Below are 17,992 nucleotides of genomic sequence, written 5' to 3' on the forward strand. Positions count from 1 at the left end.
TCGTCCTCAAACGCCGGACGGGCTGAAATTCAGCCCCTCCGGCGTTTGAGGAGCGGGGTCTGGGGCGGAGCTCCAGAAGGGGCGGCGGGGGCGAGAAACGGCTGTCTCAGTCCAGGTAGCCCCTCAGCTGGTCCGCGAAGGCGTGGTCCCTCAGTTTGTTGAGGGTCTTCGACTCGATCTGGCGGATCCGTTCGCGGGTCACGCCGAAGATACGGCCTATCTCCTCCAGCGTGCGCGGGCGGCCGTCGGCCAGGCCGTAGCGGAGCTGTACGACCTTCCGCTCCCGCTCCCCCAGCGTCGACAGGACCGCCTCCAGGTGCTGCCTGAGCAGCAGGAACGCCGCCGACTCGACCGGGCTGGCCGCGTCGCCGTCCTCGATCAGGTCGCCGAGGGCCACGTCGTCCTCCTCCCCCACGGGGGCGTGCAGGGAGACGGGTTCCTGGGCCAGGCGCAGGACCTCGCTGACGCGCTCCGGCGTCAGGTCCAGGTGGTCGGCGACCTCTTCCGGCGTCGGTTCGTAGCCGCGTTCCTGGAGCATGCGGCGCTGGACGCGGACGACGCGGTTGATGAGTTCCACGACGTGGACCGGGACGCGGATGGTGCGGGCCTGGTCGGCGAGGGCGCGGGACATGGCCTGGCGGATCCACCAGGTGGCGTACGTGGAGAATTTGTAGCCGCGGGCGTAGTCGAACTTCTCGACGGCCCGGATCAGGCCGAGGTTTCCCTCCTGGACCAGGTCGAGCATGGTCAGTCCGCGGCCGACGTACCGCTTGGCGACGGAGACCACGAGCCGCAGGTTCGCCTCGATCAGCCGGCGCTTGGCCATGCGGCCCATCACGACCAGTTTGTCCAGGTCGAGGGCCAACTCGCTGTCCAGGTCGGGGGTGTTGCTCAGCTTCTCCTCGGCGAACAGGCCGGCCTCGACCCGGCGGGCGAGTTCGACCTCCTCGGCGGCGGTGAGCAGCGGGATGCGGCCGATCTCCCGCAGGTACTGGCGGAACAGGTCCGAGGAGGGGGCGCCGGTGTCGGCGCGGCCACGGCGCGGCTCGGGAACCTCTACGTGTTCGTGGACCTCGACCGGTTCGGGGACCTCGACGGGTTCGGGGACCTCGACTGGTTCGGGGACCTCGGCGCTCTCCAGCGCGTCGGCCGGCGGGGCCTCGGGCTCCGCCTCGGGGTGGTGCACGGCACGGTTCTGCGGCGGGACCGCGAGGAGAACGTCGGTCTCCGCGTCCGGTTCCGTGCCGTCCGTACCGATCTCGGTCTGGGTGAGGGTCTGGGTCTGCACGGGGGCGACCTCCAGGATGATCGCTGCTGAGGTGTGCGGCAGCGCTACTTCGGGAGCGGAGTCGACGGCCTCGCCGCTGTCCGTCCCGTACGCGTTGAGCGGAACCGCGGGGGTGTGGGACCCGTTGGGGACGGATCGGCCGCGCTCCGAGGACTCAGGCACCGGAACCCAGTGTGGAGTACGACACATGACCGCCACGAGGGGCGTGCGGGGACTTTTTGAGTCCGGTCCGTGACCGGGTGGTTACCCGTGACGTTCGCCGTCCGGTCTCAGAGTGCCGCGGGGCCCTGTTCCTGGAGTGCCCTGTCGTACCTCGTGAGGATCATCATCTCGTTCTGGATGGCGGCGACCTGGGCCGGGTCGCCGTGCTGGCCGAGCCGGGTGAGGGCGCTCTGCAGATCGGGGATACGGCGGGCCACGGCCCTGCGGCGTACGGTCACGAGCTGTTCGCCCGCGTAGTTCTCGTCGACCGTCTTGCGCATGATCGCCTCGACCGCGAGTTCCGTGACCATCGCGCGGACGGCGTCGTCCGGGGCCGCGTCACGGACCCGGACCAGGTACTCCTGCGGGTCCTGGGTGCCGTATTCGACGCCTCCCGCGTCCATGACGGCCTGGCGGACGGCCGCGTAGGGCGGGGCGGTGAACTCGTCGATGCCGTACGCGTCGAAGGCCGGGGAGACCAGTTCGGGGCGCTGCAGCGCGAGTTTGAGGAGCTCGCGCTCGGTGGCGTAGACGGGGTTGCGGAGGTTGAGGGCGGGGCCGGACACGGCGGGCCGGGGCGGGGCGTCGTACTGCTGGCCTCGGACGCGCTGCGGTGCCGGGCCCTGGCCGCCGCGGTCGCGGGCCCAGCGGGCCAGCTGGGCGACCCGCTTGACGACGAACTGCGTGTCGAGGATGCCGAGCATGCCGGCGAGCTGCACGGCGACCTCGTGCTGGGCGCCGCTGTTCTTGATGCGGGCCACGATGGGGGCGGCCTCGTCCAGCGCGGCCGCGCGGCCCGCCGGGGTGTCCAGGTCGTAGCGGACGACGATCTGGCGCAGCGCGAACTCGAAGAGCGGGGTGCGGGGTTCGACCAGGTCGGCGACCGCCTCGTCGCCCTTGGCCAGGCGCAGCTCGCACGGGTCCATGTTGTCCGGGGCGATCGCGATGTACGTCTCGGCGGCGAACTTCTGGTCGTCCTCGAAGGCCCGCAGGGCCGCCTTCTGGCCGGCCGCGTCGCCGTCGAAGGTGAAGATCACGCGTGCGCTGCCGTTGTCCATCAGCAGCCGGCGCAGGATCTTGATGTGGTCGGTGCCGAAGGCCGTACCGCAGGTGGCGATGGCGGTGGTGACGCCGGCGAGGTGGCAGGCCATGACGTCCGTGTAGCCCTCGACCACGACCGCGCGGCTCGACTTGGCGATGTCCTTCTTCGCCAGGTCGATGCCGTACAGCACCTGGGACTTGCGGTAGATCGCCGTGTCCGGCGTGTTGAGGTATTTGGGGCCGTTGTCCGCCTCGTACAGCTTTCGCGCGCCGAAGCCGACGACCTCGCCGCCGATGTCGCGGATGGGCCACATCAGGCGGCCCCGGAAGCGGTCGATGGGGCCGCGTCGGCCCTCCTGGGAGAGGCCGGAGAGCAGGAGCTCCTTGTCGGAGAAGCCCTTGCCGCGGAGGTAGCGGGTGAGGTGGTCCCAGCCCTGGGGGCTGTAGCCGACGGAGAAGTGCTCGGCGGCGCCCTGGTCGAAGCCGCGCTCGGCGAGGAACTTGCGGCCGGTGTCCGCCTCGGGGCTGGTGGCCAGCTGTTCCGTGTACCACTGGGCGGCGACCTTGTGGGCCTCGACCAGGCGGATCCGCTCACCGCGCTGGTGGGAGGGGTTGTACCCGCCCTCCTCGTAGCGCAGCGTGATGCCGGCCTGGGCGGCGAGGCGCTCGACCGCCTCGGAGAAGGAGAGGTGGTCGACCTTCATCACGAACGTGATGGTGTCGCCGCCCTCCTGGCAGCCGAAGCAGTGGAAGAGTCCCTTGCTGGGGCTGACCTGGAAGGACGGCGACTTCTCGTCGTGGAAGGGGCACAGCCCCTTGAGGTTTCCGCCGCCCGCGTTGCGCAGCTGGAGGTACTCGGACACCACGGCGTCGATCGGGACCGCGTCCCGTACCGCCTTCACGTCCTCGTCGTTGATCCGTCCTGCCACGAGGTGAGTCTACGGGGCAGAACTGACACTCTCGGGGCGCGGTGACCGACCCCCGGCCGGGGGGCCGGCCCGCCGCGCGGCGGCTACGGGACACGGCGTCCCCCGGGAATCGCGGCACGGTGGTGGTGTGACAGCCGATCGCACTCGTCGGGTCACGAGGCCAGGCTGTCGAGCGGTACGTGCGGGTTCGCGAGCGCGTCGGTGTCCACCGGGGCCTTGCCACGAATCAGCTGCTGGATGGGCTCTGTGACGTCCCACACGTTCACGTTCATCCCCGCCAGCACCCGGTCCTCCTTCACCCAGAACGCGATGAACTCACGCTTTCCCGCGTCCCCCCGGATCACCACTTCGTCGTACGACCCCGGGGGCGCCCAGCCGCTGTACTCCATCCCCATGTCGTACTGGTCGGAGAAGAAGTAGGGCACACGGTCGTAGGTGAGGTCGCGGCCGAGCATCGCGCGGGCCGCCGCCGGGCCGCCGTTGAGCGCGTTGGCCCAGTGCTCGACACGCAGCCGGGTGTCGAAGAGGGCGTGGTGGAAGGAGGCCACGTCGCCTGCCGCGTAGATGTCGGGGTCGGAGGTGCGGAGCCGTTCGTCGACCATGACACCGCCGCCGTGCGCGCGCTCGGCGATCTCCAGGCCCGCGGCCTCCGCGAGGGCGATCCGCGGGGCCGCGCCGACCGCCGCGAGGACGTCGTGCGCGGGGTGCTCCTCGCCGTCGTCGGTGCGGGCGGCGAGGACCACGCCGTCCTGGCCGACGATCTCGGTCAGCCGGGCGCCGAAGTGGAAGCGGACGCCGTGCTCGCGGTGCAGCTCGGCGAAGAGGTTGCCGAGCTCGGGGCCGAGAGCGCCGTACAGCGGGGTCGGCTCCGGCTCGACGACGGTGACCTCGGCGCCGTACTCGCGGGCCGCCGCCGCGACCTCCAGGCCGATCCAGCCGGCGCCGGCGATCACGATGTGACCGTTGTCCCTGCCCAGGGCGGCGAGGACACCCTTGAGGCGCTCGGCGTGGGCGAGGCGCCGCAGGTGGTGGACGCCCGCGAGGCCGGTGCCCGGGATGTCCAGGCGGCGGGGCTCGGCGCCGGTGGCCAGGAGCAGCTTGTCGTAGCGGACGACGGTGCCGTCCTCGCCGAAGCGGACGGTCTTCGCGGTCCGGTCGACGGCGTCGACGGTCTGGCCGAGGTGCAGCTCGATGTCGTTGCGCGCGTACCAGGCCGGTTCGTGGACGAAGACGCTGTCGCGCTCCTCCTTGCCGAGGAGGTAGCCCTTGGAGAGGGGCGGGCGCTCGTACGGGTGGTCGCGTTCGTCGCAGATCAGTATCACGCGGCCGGTGAAGCCCTCCGCTCGGAGCGTCTCGGCCGCCTTCGCGCCGGCGAGACCGCCTCCGACGATGACGAATGTCTGATCCGCGTCGACCACTTGATGCCTCCTCGTAAGGGTGCCGCCACATGCGAGCGTCCCGCACGCAGGGTGATGCGGGAAGAGGGAGTGGCCCGTTCAGGCCACGGAGTGTCACGTACGGGCTGGTTTCACGTCATCTGGTGTCTCAGCCCTCTCACAGATGCCCCGTCAGGCGTTCGTGCAGTGAACGGGCCGCGATGTCGGTGAGGGCCGCGATCTGGTCGACGATCACCCGCTTGCGGGCGCGGTCGTCGGACGCCTGGTCGAACAGGGCCCGGAACTGGGGGTCCAGGCCGTCCGGTGCGCGCGCGGTGAGCGCCTCGGCCAGCTCGGCGACCACGATCCGCTGGTCGGCCCGCAGCCGCTCCTGTTCGGCGCGCTGCATGACGTACCGGTCGGCGACCGCCTTGAGGACCGCGCACTCCAGGCGGGTCTCGTGGGGGACGACCAGCTCGGCGGTGTAGCGGGTGAGCCGCCCGGTGCCGTACGCCGCGCGCGTGGCGGCCTCGGCGGCGAGGCAGAAGCGGCCGATGAGCTGGCTGGTGGCGTCCTTCAGGCGGGCCTGGGCGACGGCCGAGCCGTCGTAGCCGTGCGGCCACCACTCCTGGTCCTGGAGGCGGTCGAGGGCCGCGGCGAGCTCGGCGGGGTCGGTGTCCTCGGGGACGTACCGGCCGATGGCGACCGCGAAGACCGCCTGGCGTTCCGGCTCGGCGTGCAGGCAGTTGGGGTCGATGTGACCGGCGTGCAGGCCGTCCTCGACGTCGTGGACCGAGTACGCCACGTCGTCGGACCAGTCCATGACCTGGGCCTCGAAGGTGGTGCGGGTGCCGGGGGCACCCTCGCGGACCCAGTCGAAGACGGGCCGGTCGTCGTCGTAGACGCCGAACTTCGGGGACTTCGGGTCGGTGGGGTGGGCACCTCGGGGCCACGGGTACTTGGTGGCGGCGTCGAGGGCGGCACGGGTGAGGTTCAGTCCGACGGAGCCTTCGGCGGTGAAGCGCTTGGGCTCGATGCGGGTCAGGAGCCTCAGGGACTGGGCGTTGCCCTCGAAGCCGCCGCAGTCGTCGGCGAATTCGTTGAGGGCCACTTCGCCGTTGTGGCCGAACGGGGGGTGGCCGAGGTCGTGGGAGAGACAGGCGGCCTCCACCAGGTCGGGGTCGCAGCCCAGGGCCGCGCCGAGCTCTCGGCCCACCTGGGCGCACTCCAGGGAGTGGGTGAGGCGGGTGCGGGGGCTGGCGTCCCACGCCTGGTTCCGGGTGCCGGGCGTCACCACCTGGGTCTTGCCGGCGAGTCGTCTCAGGGCGGAGGAATGCAGGACGCGGGCGCGGTCGCGTTGGAAGGCGGTGCGGCCTGGGCGTTTGTCCGGTTCGGTGGCCCAGCGGTCGACTGACGTCGGGTCGTAGCCGGGGGGCAGGATGTGGTTCTGGTGTGCGGGGTCGGTGCCTTCCATGTCTCGACAGTAGGCGCAGGTGGTGACAATCGGGTGTGCCTACGGGTCTGCCAGGACCTGTGGTGGCGGCGGGTGCGGGTGCGTTGTGGCTTGTCGCGCAGTCCCCCCGCCCCTTCAGGGCGTCAGCCCATCTCGGCGTTTATCAAGCCGAGGCCAGTTCCGGTATCAAGCCGAGGCCAGTTCCGGTGCCGGCATCGTCGCCGTTGCCAGGGACTGGTCGTAGCGGTGCAGGACCAGGCGGGCCATGGCCGGGTGGGTGCCCAGGGGGGCCGCGGCTATCCAGGGGGCCGCTTCGGCGCACTGGGTGGCGAAGAGGCCCGGGGCGGTGAAGTAGGAGGCCACGGCCACTCGGTCGCGGCCTCGGGCGGCGAGGGCGCGGATCGCCGTGTCGACCGTCGGGGTGGCGGCGGAGGCGTAGGCCGGGACCACCGGCACGCCTAGGCGTTGCGACAGGAGCTGGGCCGTGCGGCCCGTGTCGACGGCCGCGTCGGGGTCGCGGGAGCCGGCCGCGGCGAGGACGACCGCGCTGGTGCGGCGGGTGGCCTCGTCCAGGCGGGTGGGCCAGCCGGCCTCGACCAGGCGGGCGTGCAGGGTGTCCACGAGAAGGGGGTGGGGGCCGAGCGGGCCGGCCACGCGCGTGCGTGCCCGGGAGGCGGCCGCCATCTCGGGGATGTCGCGCTTGACGTGGTAGCCGCGGCTGAGGAGCAGCGGTACGAGGACGGCGTCGCCGGTGCCGAGGGAGGCGAGGGTGTCGGGGAGCAGCGGCTCGTTCAGCTCGATGTGACCGAGGTGCACGGGCAGACCGGGGCGCAGCTCACGGACGCGCTCGACGAGCGTGTGGACCGTGCTCAGCGTGCGCGGGTCGCGGCTGCCGTGGGCGACCAGGACGAGCGCGGGCGGCTCGGGGCGTCGGCGGCCGTCGAGCGAGACGAGGCTGAGCTGGGTGGCGAGCTGGCTGCTGATCCGGTTCATGAGGTGCGCCGTACTGTCGAGGTCGGCCCCCGGGAGCGGCAGGGCTCCGACGGGGCGGGTCGTGGTCTTCTCACCAGGAACGTTCGACTTGCTCGTCTTGCTCGTCGCCGTCATGAACCGATGGTGGCCGCGGGAGGTTGCCGCCCCGTTGCGCGGGAATGACGGGTGTTTTCGAGGGGTTCACGGTGGGGTGCAGGGGGGCTGTGAGGTGTTGTGACCTGCCGTTTCGCAGGTCGTAGTGAAGCTGGTCACAGAGGGTGCGGCGAACCGGAGGGCCTTACAGGACGTCTCTGACTGTCGAGAGCCGACCGGGGAGGGACCGTCCGATGCGACTGCCGAGGCCGCTCAGACAGCTGCGCAGACCCCGTCTGCCGCGCACCCGTGCCGGGCGGCGGCGGCTGGTGCAGGCCGTGATGGCCGGGTGCGTGCTGGCGCTGCTTCCGGCGACCTGGATGTACGCCGTGACGGGCGACCGGCTGCGGACGGAGGCGGACGTGCCGCGCACCGAGGTCGCCGTCGTCTTCGGCGCCGGTCTGTGGGCCGGGGAGCCATCGCCGTATCTGGCCCACCGGCTGGACGCGGCGGCGAAGCTGTACCGCGAGAACCGCATCGAGGTCGTCCTGGTCACCGGCGACAACAGCCGTAAGGACTACGACGAGCCGGACGCAATGCGCACGTATCTCACGAAGCACGGGGTGCCCGACGGGCGGATCGTCAGTGACTACGCCGGCTTCGACACCTGGGACTCCTGCGTCCGCGCGAAGAGGATCTTCGGTGTCGACCGGGCCGTGCTGATCAGCCAGGGTTTCCACATCCGGCGGGCGGTCGCCCTGTGCCAGGCGGCGGGGGTCGAGTCGTACGGCGTCGGGGTCGCCGCCAAGCACGACGTGACCTGGTACTACGGGGGCGCCCGGGAGATCCTCGCGGCGGGGAAGGCGGCGCTGGACGCCGCGTTCGAGCCGGACCCCCGGTTCCTCGGTCCGAGGGAACCGGGGGTCACCGAGGCGCTTGCTAGCGGCCGGTGAAGCGCGGGGCGCGTTTCTCCAGGAACGCGGTCATGCCCTCCTTCTGGTCCTGCGTCGCGAACAGGGCGTGGAAGACCCGGCGTTCGAAGCGGACGCCGTCGCGCAGGCCGGTTTCCAGGGCGCGGTCGACGCACTCGCGGGCCGCCCTGACCGCCGTACGGCTGTAGGAGGCGATGGTCGCCGCCGCTTCGAGGGCGTCGGGCAGGACGCGGTCGTCGGGGACGACCCGGGAGACCAGGCCAGCGGTCTCCGCCTCGCGGGCGTCCATCGTGCGGCCGGTGAGGACGAGGTCCATCGCCTTGGCCCGGCCCACCAGACGGGTCAGGCGCTGGGTGCCGCCGATGCCCGGGATCACGCCCAGCTTGATCTCCGGCTGGCCGAAGACCGCCGATTCTCCGGCGATCACCAGGTCGCACATCATCGCCAGTTCGCAGCCGCCGCCCAGGGCGTGCCCTCCCACGGCCGCGATCTTCGGGGTGCGGAGGTCCGCGAACTCCTCCCAGGCGGCGAAGTAGTCCTCCGCCGCCATCTCCACGGCCGTCTTCGACGCCATCTCCTTGATGTCGGCACCCGCCGCGAAGATGGTCTCCGAGCCGGTGACGACGAGGCAGCCGACCTCGGGGTCCGCGTCCAGCGGGCGGAGAGCGGAGAGGAGTTCGGCGAGGAGTTCGCCGCTCAGGGCGTTGCGGACGTGCGGGCGGTGCAGGCGTACGGTGACCACTCGGTCGTGCCGTTCGATCTTGATGGTGTCCATCGGTGTTCCTCCTCGGTCTACGAGTCCCAGATCGCGCCGTACGCGGGAATTCCGCGCCGTTCCAGTCCGTGCACCACCTGCCAGGTGAGCTTCTTGTTGGAGATGCAGATCACCGCTTCGGCCCCGAAGTCGCGGTAGGCCTCGTAGGCGAGGCGCACCATGTCGGGTTTGCCGTCGCGGGAGGTGTCCCAGACGAGGGCGTGCGGCTGGACGGCGAGGATCTCGTCGACGAGGGCGTCGCCGTAGGTGGTGCGGGGGTCGCGGGTCGCCCAGACCAGGCGGGAGGGGACCTCGGCGGCGAGGAGGTGGGGCAGGCAGGGGCCGATGCCGCTGCCTGTCGCGACGTAGACGACCTTGGTGAAGAGGGTCTCGATGTTGGCGACGCCGGCCGTGGTGATGCCCTTCACCCACACCCGGGACGGCATGTCGTCGATGAACGAGCCCGTCCAGTCGCCGGCCCGGGAGATCGTGAGGCGGAAGCCGGGCTCGCCGGGGGACGGGACGTTGGCGAAGGAGTGCCACTCCTTCAGCGGGCTGCGGCTGACCGCGGTGGAGGAGCCGGCGAAGGGGGTCTCGCCGTGGTCGAAGCGGGCCAGGGCCACGTGCGGCGAGGGGCGTTCGACGTGTACGTCGACCTTGCGCAGCCGCAGCCAGGGCAGGGCGACGCTGAAGGTGACCACGGAGAGGACCGTGAGCGGGACCGGTCCCGGGGTGGACAGCAGCGTGTGCGTCCAGAAGAGGGCCAGGGCCGTCCAGCCGCCGAAGCGGTGGATCTTCTCGAAGTGGTCGTGGTGGCGGGAACGGAAGGGGGGCAGGGCGGTGGCGACGATGACGGCCAGGAGAGCCACCAAGGTCCAACTGGCCGCTAGGAGCGCGGTGTTGCCGCCCTCCGCCGTCACCGCGACCGCCAGCGCCAGGAACCACCCCGCTCCGGCGAGCGCCCCGCCCACGTGCAGTCCGCCGAAGTGGTAGACCTTGCCCAGCGTCCAGCGGACCCGCAGCGGCCAACCGGTCGACGGCCAGGTGGCCAGGCGGAAGAAGAGGTTGATGACGTGCTGCTGGCGGACGACGATCGCGAGCGCGAGGTTGGCGATCGAGGCGTGCCCCAGGGTCGGTGTCGACAGCGGCCAACCTGCGTACAGGAACACCAGGTTGGTCAGGATCACCAGCCCCGCCAGGCGGTTGTGGTGCATCAGGCGCGGGTGCTTGAGCAGGCGGCGGGCGGCGGGCAGGAGTGGGGGCAGCTCGACGGCCGCGACGGCCTCGCGGTCGAGTGAGGTCGTCATCGGGTCACCCCCTGGAGAGCGGTCCGCTCCGCGGCCAGCCGCAGCAGTGCCTGCTTGTCGATCTTGCCGCGATCGGTCTCGGGGAGGAACGCGAGCGGCAGGACGTCCGCGGGCACGCAGTAGTAGGGCAGCGCATCCGCCACCGTGCGGCGGGCCTCGTCCGGGTCGACGTCCGCCGGGCAGACGAAGGAGACCAGGTTCCGGGCGTCCCGTTTCAGGGTCACCGCGCGCACACAGCCCTCGACGGACTCCAGGACCGAGGAGACGGAGTCGAGTTCGACGCGGAAGCCGCGCACCTTGACCTGGTCGTCGGTGCGGCCGAGGTGTTCGAGTTCGCCGTCGTCGGTCCAGCGGCCCAGGTCGCGGGTGCGGAACATCCGGCGGTCGCCGCCGAGGAAGGGGTCGGGGGCGTAGCGCTCGGCGTTCAGCCGGTCGTCGCCCAGGTAGCCGGCCGAGACGCAGTCGCCGCCCGCCCACATCTCGCCGACCTCGCCGACCGGCAGCGGTCTGCGGTCGGCGTCGAGGACGTAGACGGTGTTGTTGGGGGTGGGGCGGCCGATGGTCAGCAGCGGGTCGGCCGGGTCGTGCCGGCGCATGGTGTTGACGATCGTCGTCTCGGTGGGGCCGCAGCAGTTGAAGAAGGCCGCCCGGCGGGCCCAGAGGTCGGCGAGCGGGCGCGGGCAGGGCTCTCCGGCGACGGCGACCGTGTGGACGCGCGGGCAGGCGGCGGGGTCGATGCCGGACAGCACGGTCGGGGTGGCGATCAGCACGGTGGCCGTACGGGCCGCCGCCGCGATGTCCCTGCCGCGGATGACGAGGGTGGCGCCGTGCGCGAGGCCGCCGAGGATCTCCCAGGCGGCCATGTCGAAGGCGATGTTGAGGAGCTGGGCCACGCGGTCACCGGGGCGGATGCCGAGGCCGCCCGGCTGGGTGAGCAGCAGGTTGGCGACGTTGCGGTGGGTGACCTTGACGCCGTTGGGGCGGCCGGTGGTGCCGGAGGTGAACAGGACGTAGCAGCCGTCGTCGGGGCGGACGTGCGGGCGCGGGGTCCGGGGTTCACCGTCGGTGGCGCGGCGGGGGCCGGGAACGTACGGCAGCGGTTCGTCGAGCGCGATCACGCGGTGGCCGTCCGGCAACGGCACCCGGTGGGCGTGCTCCGCCAGAGTGAGGACCACGCGAGTGCGGGCCGTGCGGACCACGTGGGCGAGCTGGGCCGGGGGCGCCAGGGCGATGTCCTGCGGGACGTAGGCGGCGCCGGCCTTCAGGATGCCGAGCAGACCGACGATCATCGGGATCGAACGGCGGACGAAGAGTCCGACGTGGTCGCCGGGGCGTACGCCCTCACGAACGAGGCGGGCGGCGAGGGCGTCGGCGTACCGGTCGAGCCGGCCGTAGGTGATCGTCGCTCCGAGGTGCTCGGCGGCGACGGAGTGGGGGGCGGACGCGGCCCACCGTTCCACGGCGTGGTGGACGAGGGGGTCCGGGACGGTGGCCGTGGGGCCGTGGCCGTACTGCCGGAAAAGGTGCTGGTCGCGGGGGGTTAAATGGCGCAGAGGCATGGTTGGGGGGACCTCCTGGCTGGCTGTTTCGAGTGACGGTGTGCCACATGCGGCCAAGCCGCGTGTGGATGCAGCCGGAATGAACGGCGGGCATGCCGGGGTGTCGAACGCCGTGCGGGGTCGCGCGCGGGGGCCAGTCTGCGCTTCGGGTCTTTCAGCTCTCAACGAGGCGTGTTCAGCCAGTCACGGAGCGGAATGCGTCACATGTGGCTTCTTTCACCACAACGGCAACTTCCGTGCCGACCGGCGGCGACTGCGCGGTGGGCAGGTGTGCGCCTCACCGCGCCCAACGACGTGGGCGGGCGTACGCCTCACGGCGGCGGACCGGCGGCGGGGAGGTCGCCGTGTCGGGCGCGTAACAGGGAGCCTCCGTCCGCGTAACACGGCCGAAGCACGCTGAAAGGCATGCAGAACACCGCGACGCCCACGCACTGCCCGTACTGCGCCCTGCAGTGCGGGATGAATCTGACGGCCACCCCGGACGGGACCGTCGAGGTGAGCGAGCGCGCGGATTTCCCGGTGAACCGGGGCGCGCTGTGCGGCAAGGGCCGTACCGCGCCGGCGGTGCTCTCGTCCCGGGTGCGGCTGACCTCCCCGTTGGTGCGCTCCGAGGGCACGCTCGTGCCCGCCACCTGGGACGAGGCACTGGACCGGATCGCCGAGGGGCTGTCCCGCACGCGCACGGAGCATGGTCCGGACGCGTGCGGGGTCTTCGGCGGGGGCGGTCTGACGAACGAGAAGGCGTACACGCTCGGCAAGTTCGCGCGCGTGGTGCTCGGCACCTCGCAGATCGACTACAACGGGCGCTTCTGCATGTCGTCCGCGGCGGCGGCCGGGATCAAGGCGTTCGGCCTGGACCGCGGCCTGCCCTTCCCGCTGGAGGACATCCCGAAGACGGGCTGCGTGATCCTCGTGGGGTCCAACCTCGCCGAGACCATGCCGCCTTCCCTGCGGTTCTTCAACGAACTGCGGGAGAACGGCGGCACGCTGATCGTCATCGACCCGCGCCGCACCAAGACCGCCGAGCAGGCCGACCTGCACCTGGCGCCCCGGCCGGGAACCGACCTGGCGCTGGCGCTCGGCCTGCTGCACCTGGTCGTTGCCGAGGGGCGGGTCGACGAGGAGTACGTCCGGGAGCGGACCTCCGGCTGGGAGGAGACGCGGGCGGCGGCGATGGCGCACTGGCCGGAGTACGTGGAACGGATCACGGGGGTGTCCGTTCCACAACTCCGCCAGACGGTACGCATGTTCTGCGAACCGGAGTCCGCGATGGTGCTCACCGCCCGCGGGCCCGAGCAGCAGTCCAAGGGCACCGACACCGTGGGCGCCTGGATCAACCTGTGCCTGGCGACCGGCCGCGCGGGGCGCCCGCTGTCCGGGTACGGCTGTCTGACCGGGCAGGGCAACGGGCAGGGCGGACGCGAGCACGGCCAGAAGGCCGACCAGCTGCCCGGCTACCGCAAGCTGGACGATCCCGCCGCGCGCCGGCATGTCGCCGAGGTGTGGGGCGTGGACCCGGACAGCCTTCCCGGTCCGGGGCGCAGTGCCTACGAACTGCTGGACGCGCTGGGTGGGGACATCAAGTCACTGCTGCTGATGGCGTCCAACCCGGTGGTGTCGGCGCCGCGCGCCGCCCACATCGAGGAGCGCATCAAGTCGCTGGACTTCCTCGCGGTGTGCGACGTCGTGCTGTCGGAGACGGCTGCCCTCGCCGACGTCGTCCTGCCGGTCACGCAGTGGGCCGAGGAGACCGGCACCATGACCAACCTGGAGGGCAGGGTGCTGCTGCGCAAGCGGGCGATCACCCCGCCCGAGGGCATCCGCAGCGACCTGGAGGTCATGCACGAGCTGGCAGCCCGGCTCGGCGTGGAGAAGGGCTTCCCGACCGACCCCGAGGAGATCTTCGAGGAGCTGCGCCGGGCCAGCGCGGGCGGGCCGGCCGACTACTCCGGGATCACCTACCGCAGACTGGCGGAGGAGAACGGGGTGTTCTGGCCGTGCCCGGCGACCGAGGCCGACGACTGCGAGGACGCCTCGCTGGACGCCCCCGGAAGCGACGACCCGGCACAGGAGCAGGACGACGACACCACCGGGGGCGTCCACCCCGGCACCCCGCGCCTCTTCCTCGACCGGTTCAACACGCCGGACGGCCGGGCCCGGTTCGTCCCGGTCTCGCACCGGGCCATCGCCGAGGAGCCCGACGACGAGTACCCGGTGCTGCTGACGACCGGCCGGGTCGTGGCGCAGTACCAGTCCGGCGCCCAGACCCGCCGCGTCGACGAGCTGAACGCCGCCGCACCCGGCCCGTTCGTGGAGCTGCACCCGCGGCTGGCGGAGCGGCTCGGCGCGTCCGAGGGCGACCCGGTGGCCGTGGTCTCCCGGCGCGGCCGGGCGGTGGCACCGGCGCGGATCACGACCGCGATCCGCCCCGACACCGTCTTCATGCCCTTCCACTGGGCCGGCGAGGGCCGAGCCAACACCCTGACCAACCCGGCCCTCGACCCGACCTCGCGGATGCCGGAGTTCAAGGCGTGCGCGGTACGGCTGGAGGCCGTACAGGGCTGAGTCCGTTCAGCACCGACGGCGGCAGGTGGTGCGCGGCGGCGAGCACCATCCCGCATCCCGCATCCCGCATCCCGCCGGCAAGCCTCAGGAGGCGAGTAAGCCGGACTCGGCCGCGCGCAGGAACTCGATCGAGCGACGGGCGACCTCGGGTGCGTCCAGGGAACCGCCCTGGATCTCGACGGACACCAGACCCTCGTGTCCCAGCGCGTCCAGCGCCGCCAGCACCGGCGGGAAGTCGATCTCGCCCGCGCCGAACTCCAGGTGCCGGTGGACGCCGCGCACCATGTCCTCGATCTGCACGTTCAGCAGATGGCGGGCGGCCAGCCGCACGCACTCCAACAGGGGCCGCACCTCCACACAGTGGGCGTGGCCGATGTCCAGGGTGACGCCGAACAGGTCGTGACTGCCGAGCAGTTGGCGCAGCCACAGACAGCGTTCGACCGTGTCGACGAACATGTACGGCTCCGGCTCGAAGGCCAGCGCCACCCCGTAGGCCTCGGCCGTCTCCAGCACCGCCCCGACGCCCGCCGCGAGGCGCTGCCACACCGCCGTCTCGGACACCCCGGCCGGGGCCGGTCCGCTGCACAGGTGGACGGTCGGCGAGCCCAGTTCGGCCGCGATGCGCACGGCGCGCCGCAGCAGGTCGATCCGCCGCTCCGGCTCCGTCGACATCAGCGTCGGCTCGCGCCTGGCCCAGGCGTCGAGGAAGTACGGGGCCCCGGTCTCGACGGTGACGGAGAGGCCGTGCCGCGCCAACTGTCTGCCGGTCAGGGCGACCTGGCGGCCCAGGTCCGCGGCGTACGGGTCGAGGTGGTGGTGGTCGAGGGTGAGGGCGACGCCGTCGTAGCCCAGGTCCGCGAGGACGCCGAGGGCGTCGGTCAGCCGGTGGTGGGCGAACCCGTTGGTGCCGTAGCCGAATCTGAGGCTCATGTCGGCGGCACCCTCGCCAGATCCGCCGCGCGGGGTGCCGCTGTGCGGTCGTTCATGCGGCGATCATTGCCAGGATTTGTTGAACTTTCATACTGCGTAGTGACGATGTTCTGTGTGAGATACGCAACAGTGAAAGGGATTGAGGAGACGGCCCGCCGCCGCGGCGCCCACGCCTCGGTTCAGCCGCGAACGAGCCAGTCGCCGCTGCCGATGCGCTTCCCGCGGGCGCGCAGACGCGCCGCCACGGTGGGCGCGGCGACGTACACCCACGCCCGTACGACCCGCCCGTCGCCGTCGCCGTCGCCGTCGCCGTCGAGGATCACCTCGCGCTCCACGCGCTCGTAGAGGCTGCGCGGATCCCCCGGCGCGTACTCCTCCAGCCGGTCCAGCGCGACCAGCAACTCCTCGTACGCCTCGGGCAGTGCGGTGACCACCTCGCCGTACACCACTCCCCCGCACTCCTCCAGGCGCTCCTCCACGGCGTACGGATAGCCGGGCCCTTCGTACAGCACCGCGCCGGCGAGCCGCCCCGGTTCCTCGGCCCGGGTGCGGCCGCGCAGGAAGAGGTCGTGGTTGGGCTCGCCGGGGCGGAGGGTGCCGTAGACGAAGAAGGGCAGTTTCCGGGCGCTCACAGAAACGATTCTCACCCCTCACACACCTGCGCATCCGCGCCATAGACACGACATGTCATGGCCCCTTAAATCTTCTTCAAGATCCGCTTTTCTTCCCCACGTCCCGCGCCATCCGCCCCCCACCTCCAGCGCGCCCTCCTGCATTCCCGCATGCCTTCACGCCCTCACGCCCTCACGCCCTCTCAGGCGCCTTCTCTAGGAGACCGATGAGCCGGATACGGCCGTACGTCCGAGGTTCCCGTCGTCTCGCCACCGCCGGTGCTGCCGCCACCACCGCCACCCTGCTGGCCGCCGCGCTCACCCCCGCCGCCGACGCGGCCGAACGGCCGACCCGGGCCTCCGCGATCGAGAACGCGTCGTCCGTGCTCACGGACCGTGCCGCGGCGCTGGGTCTCACCGCCGCGCAGGACACGACCGTCCGGGACGTCGTCGTGGACCCGGACGGCACGCAGCACGTCCGCTACGACCGCACCTATCACCGACTCCCGGTCCTGGGCGGCGACTTCGTGGTCCATCTGGCACCGGACGGCAGCTACCGCAGCACCAGCCGCGCCACGAGGAGCGCGATCTCGCTCGCGAGCGTCACCCCGAAGCTGTCCGCCCCGAAGGCCGCCGACCTCGCGGTGAACGCGCTGCGTGCCGCCAACCTCGGCGAGACCCTGCGGCGGATCACCGCCAAGTCGGAGCTGGTCGTCGACGCCCTGCACGGCGCCCCGAGGCTGGCGTGGCGGACGAACGCCGTGGCGCAGGACTCCCTCGGCAACCCGACCGCGCGGACGATCCTGACGGACGCCGGCACGGGCACCCAGCTCGACGCCTGGGACACCATCGAGACGGCCTCGGGCGACGGCAAGTCCCTGTACGGCGGCACGGTTCCGCTGCAGACGACGCCGTCGGGATCGACGTACCAGCTGAAGGACACGACGCGCGGGAACACGTACACCGGCGACGCGGCGAACCAGAACGACCTGTGCATCCTCACGGTCTGCCTGAGCCGGGCCCCCGCGACGGTCTTCACCGACGCCGACAACCACTGGGGCACCGGCACGGACGCCGACCGCGCCTCGGCGGCGGTCGACGCGCAGTACGGCACCGACGTGACGTGGGACTACTACAAGAACGTCCACGGCCGCAACGGCATCGCGGGCGACGGCAAGGGGTCCTACAACCGCGTGCACTACGGCACCCGGTACAACAACGCCTTCTGGGACGACAGTTGCTTCTGCATGACGTACGGGGACGGTGACGGGACGCAACTCGGCCCGCTGGTGTCCCTCGACGTGGCGGGCCACGAGATGTCGCACGGCGTGACGTCGAAGACGGCGGCGCTGGCGTACTCGGGCGAGTCCGGCGGCCTGAACGAGGCCACGTCGGACATCTTCGGCACGCTGGTGGAGTTCTACGCCGGCAACTCGTCGGACGACGGTGACTACCTGATCGGCGAGAAGATCGTCCGCTCCGGTTTCGGCCGGGACGCCCTGCGCTACATGGACAAGCCGTCCAAGGACGGCGCCTCCGCGGACTGCTGGACCGCTGCCGTGGGCGACCTCGACGTCCACTACTCCTCCGGCGTCGCGAACCACTTCGCGTTCCTGCTGGCGGAGGGCAGCGGCGCCAGGACGGTGAACGGCGTCAGCTACAACTCACCCACGTGCGACGGCTCTTCGGTCGCGGGCATCGGGCGCGCCAAGCTCGGCGCCGTCTGGTACCGGGCGCTGACCGTCTACATGACGTCCTCCACGGACTACGCGGGGGCGCGGGCGGCCACGCTGAGCGCGGCGAAGGACCTGTACGGGGCGGGGAGCACGGAGTACGGCGCGGTGGCCGCGGCCTGGAGTGCGGTCGGCGTGGGGTGAGTCGGGCAGGTACGTGCTGCGGCCGCCCCGGTTCTGTGGTCAGGACCGGGGCGGCCGTTTGCGTTGCCCGCGTCAGCAGCCCGCCCCCCCCCCCCCCCCCCCCG

13 protein-coding genes are annotated in these 17,992 nt (G+C 71.8%); 3 read left to right on the top strand and 10 right to left on the bottom strand.

Annotated features, from left to right (window positions below; translation table 11 throughout):
- Nucleotides 1–106: 106 nt before the first annotated feature.
- The 5 genes from ACWBNA_RS17560 to ACWBNA_RS17580 all read right to left on the bottom strand — a co-directional run bounded on the left by ACWBNA_RS17560 (nucleotide 107) and on the right by ACWBNA_RS17580 (nucleotide 7,281).
- Nucleotides 107–1,450 carry an RNA polymerase sigma factor gene (locus ACWBNA_RS17560; protein ID WP_482705275.1) on the bottom strand — a complete coding sequence of 448 codons (1,344 nt, stop codon included), beginning with the start codon at nucleotides 1,448–1,450 and terminating at the stop codon, nucleotides 107–109.
- A gap of 107 nt (nucleotides 1,451–1,557) precedes the next feature.
- Nucleotides 1,558–3,459, bottom strand: a complete 1,902-nt coding sequence (gene dnaG, locus ACWBNA_RS17565) for a DNA primase (protein ID WP_482705276.1) — start codon at nucleotides 3,457–3,459, stop codon at nucleotides 1,558–1,560.
- A 152-nt stretch (nucleotides 3,460–3,611) separates the two neighbouring features.
- The gene (locus ACWBNA_RS17570) at nucleotides 3,612–4,877 is read right to left on the bottom strand and encodes an NAD(P)/FAD-dependent oxidoreductase (RefSeq protein WP_482705277.1); all 1,266 of its coding nucleotides are present in this window, start codon (nucleotides 4,875–4,877) and stop codon (nucleotides 3,612–3,614) included.
- A gap of 136 nt (nucleotides 4,878–5,013) precedes the next feature.
- A complete protein-coding gene (locus ACWBNA_RS17575; RefSeq protein ID WP_482705278.1) occupies nucleotides 5,014–6,309 on the bottom strand; it encodes a deoxyguanosinetriphosphate triphosphohydrolase in 1,296 nt (431 codons plus the stop codon).
- Between the two features lie 165 nt (nucleotides 6,310–6,474).
- Entirely contained in the window at nucleotides 6,475–7,281 is an 807-nt protein-coding gene (locus ACWBNA_RS17580) for a sirohydrochlorin chelatase (RefSeq protein ID WP_482705322.1), read from the bottom strand.
- 326 nt (nucleotides 7,282–7,607) lie between these two features.
- Here ACWBNA_RS17580 and ACWBNA_RS17585 point away from each other — a divergent pair, with 326 nt between their 5' ends.
- Nucleotides 7,608–8,306: a SanA/YdcF family protein gene (locus ACWBNA_RS17585; RefSeq protein WP_482705280.1), complete on the top strand. Its 699-nt coding sequence runs from the start codon at nucleotides 7,608–7,610 to the stop codon at nucleotides 8,304–8,306.
- On the opposite strand, the gene ACWBNA_RS17590 is transcribed toward ACWBNA_RS17585, so the two are convergent.
- Genes ACWBNA_RS17590 through ACWBNA_RS17600 form a run of 3 tightly spaced genes read right to left on the bottom strand, consistent with a single transcriptional unit; the run spans nucleotide 8,293 to nucleotide 11,905 of the window.
- Nucleotides 8,293–9,060 carry an enoyl-CoA hydratase-related protein gene (locus ACWBNA_RS17590; protein ID WP_482705281.1) on the bottom strand — a complete coding sequence of 256 codons (768 nt, stop codon included), beginning with the start codon at nucleotides 9,058–9,060 and terminating at the stop codon, nucleotides 8,293–8,295. The genes ACWBNA_RS17585 and ACWBNA_RS17590 overlap by 14 nt on opposite strands.
- Before the next feature lie 17 nt (nucleotides 9,061–9,077).
- The gene (locus ACWBNA_RS17595) at nucleotides 9,078–10,346 is read right to left on the bottom strand and encodes a ferredoxin reductase domain-containing protein (RefSeq protein WP_482705282.1); all 1,269 of its coding nucleotides are present in this window, start codon (nucleotides 10,344–10,346) and stop codon (nucleotides 9,078–9,080) included.
- Nucleotides 10,343–11,905, bottom strand: a complete 1,563-nt coding sequence (locus ACWBNA_RS17600; RefSeq protein WP_482705284.1) for an amino acid adenylation domain-containing protein — start codon at nucleotides 11,903–11,905, stop codon at nucleotides 10,343–10,345. The genes ACWBNA_RS17595 and ACWBNA_RS17600 overlap by 4 nt, the downstream gene beginning before the upstream one ends.
- A 405-nt stretch (nucleotides 11,906–12,310) precedes the next feature.
- Here ACWBNA_RS17600 and ACWBNA_RS17605 point away from each other — a divergent pair, with 405 nt between their 5' ends.
- On the top strand, nucleotides 12,311–14,470 hold the full coding sequence (locus ACWBNA_RS17605) for a molybdopterin oxidoreductase family protein (RefSeq protein WP_482705285.1): 2,160 nt from the start codon (nucleotides 12,311–12,313) through the stop codon (nucleotides 14,468–14,470).
- Between the two features lie 84 nt (nucleotides 14,471–14,554).
- Here the strand turns inward: ACWBNA_RS17605 and ACWBNA_RS17610 are convergent, their stop codons facing one another.
- Both ACWBNA_RS17610 and ACWBNA_RS17615 read right to left on the bottom strand, forming a co-directional pair.
- Nucleotides 14,555–15,400, bottom strand: a complete 846-nt coding sequence (locus ACWBNA_RS17610; RefSeq protein WP_482705286.1) for a sugar phosphate isomerase/epimerase family protein — start codon at nucleotides 15,398–15,400, stop codon at nucleotides 14,555–14,557.
- A 179-nt stretch (nucleotides 15,401–15,579) separates the two neighbouring features.
- Complete coding sequence (locus ACWBNA_RS17615; RefSeq protein WP_482705287.1) at nucleotides 15,580–16,032, bottom strand: gamma-glutamylcyclotransferase family protein; 453 nt, start codon at nucleotides 16,030–16,032, stop codon at nucleotides 15,580–15,582.
- Nucleotides 16,033–16,238: 206 nt separating this feature from the next.
- Between ACWBNA_RS17615 and ACWBNA_RS17620 the strand changes: the two genes are divergently transcribed.
- A complete protein-coding gene (locus ACWBNA_RS17620; RefSeq protein WP_482705288.1) occupies nucleotides 16,239–17,888 on the top strand; it encodes a M4 family metallopeptidase in 1,650 nt (549 codons plus the stop codon).
- Nucleotides 17,889–17,992 lie beyond the last annotated feature (104 nt).

It is taken from the genome of Streptomyces sp. Q2 (assembly GCF_056820935.1).

What these genes read in the sequence shown, in the direction of transcription:
- ACWBNA_RS17575 (WP_482705278.1), bottom strand. Translation starts at nt 6,309, where the DNA reads ATGGAAGGCACCGACCCCGCACACCAGAACCACATCCTGCCCCCCGGC.
- ACWBNA_RS17580 (WP_482705322.1), bottom strand. Translation starts at nt 7,281, where the DNA reads ATGAACCGGATCAGCAGCCAGCTCGCCACCCAGCTCAGCCTCGTCTCG.
- ACWBNA_RS17585 (WP_482705280.1), top strand. Translation starts at nt 7,608, where the DNA reads ATGCGACTGCCGAGGCCGCTCAGACAGCTGCGCAGACCCCGTCTGCCG.
- ACWBNA_RS17590 (WP_482705281.1), bottom strand. Translation starts at nt 9,060, where the DNA reads ATGGACACCATCAAGATCGAACGGCACGACCGAGTGGTCACCGTACGC.
- ACWBNA_RS17595 (WP_482705282.1), bottom strand. Translation starts at nt 10,346, where the DNA reads ATGACGACCTCACTCGACCGCGAGGCCGTCGCGGCCGTCGAGCTGCCC.
- ACWBNA_RS17600 (WP_482705284.1), bottom strand. Translation starts at nt 11,905, where the DNA reads ATGCCTCTGCGCCATTTAACCCCCCGCGACCAGCACCTTTTCCGGCAG.
- ACWBNA_RS17605 (WP_482705285.1), top strand. Translation starts at nt 12,311, where the DNA reads ATGCAGAACACCGCGACGCCCACGCACTGCCCGTACTGCGCCCTGCAG.
- ACWBNA_RS17610 (WP_482705286.1), bottom strand. Translation starts at nt 15,400, where the DNA reads ATGAGCCTCAGATTCGGCTACGGCACCAACGGGTTCGCCCACCACCGG.
- ACWBNA_RS17620 (WP_482705288.1), top strand. Translation starts at nt 16,239, where the DNA reads ATGAGCCGGATACGGCCGTACGTCCGAGGTTCCCGTCGTCTCGCCACC.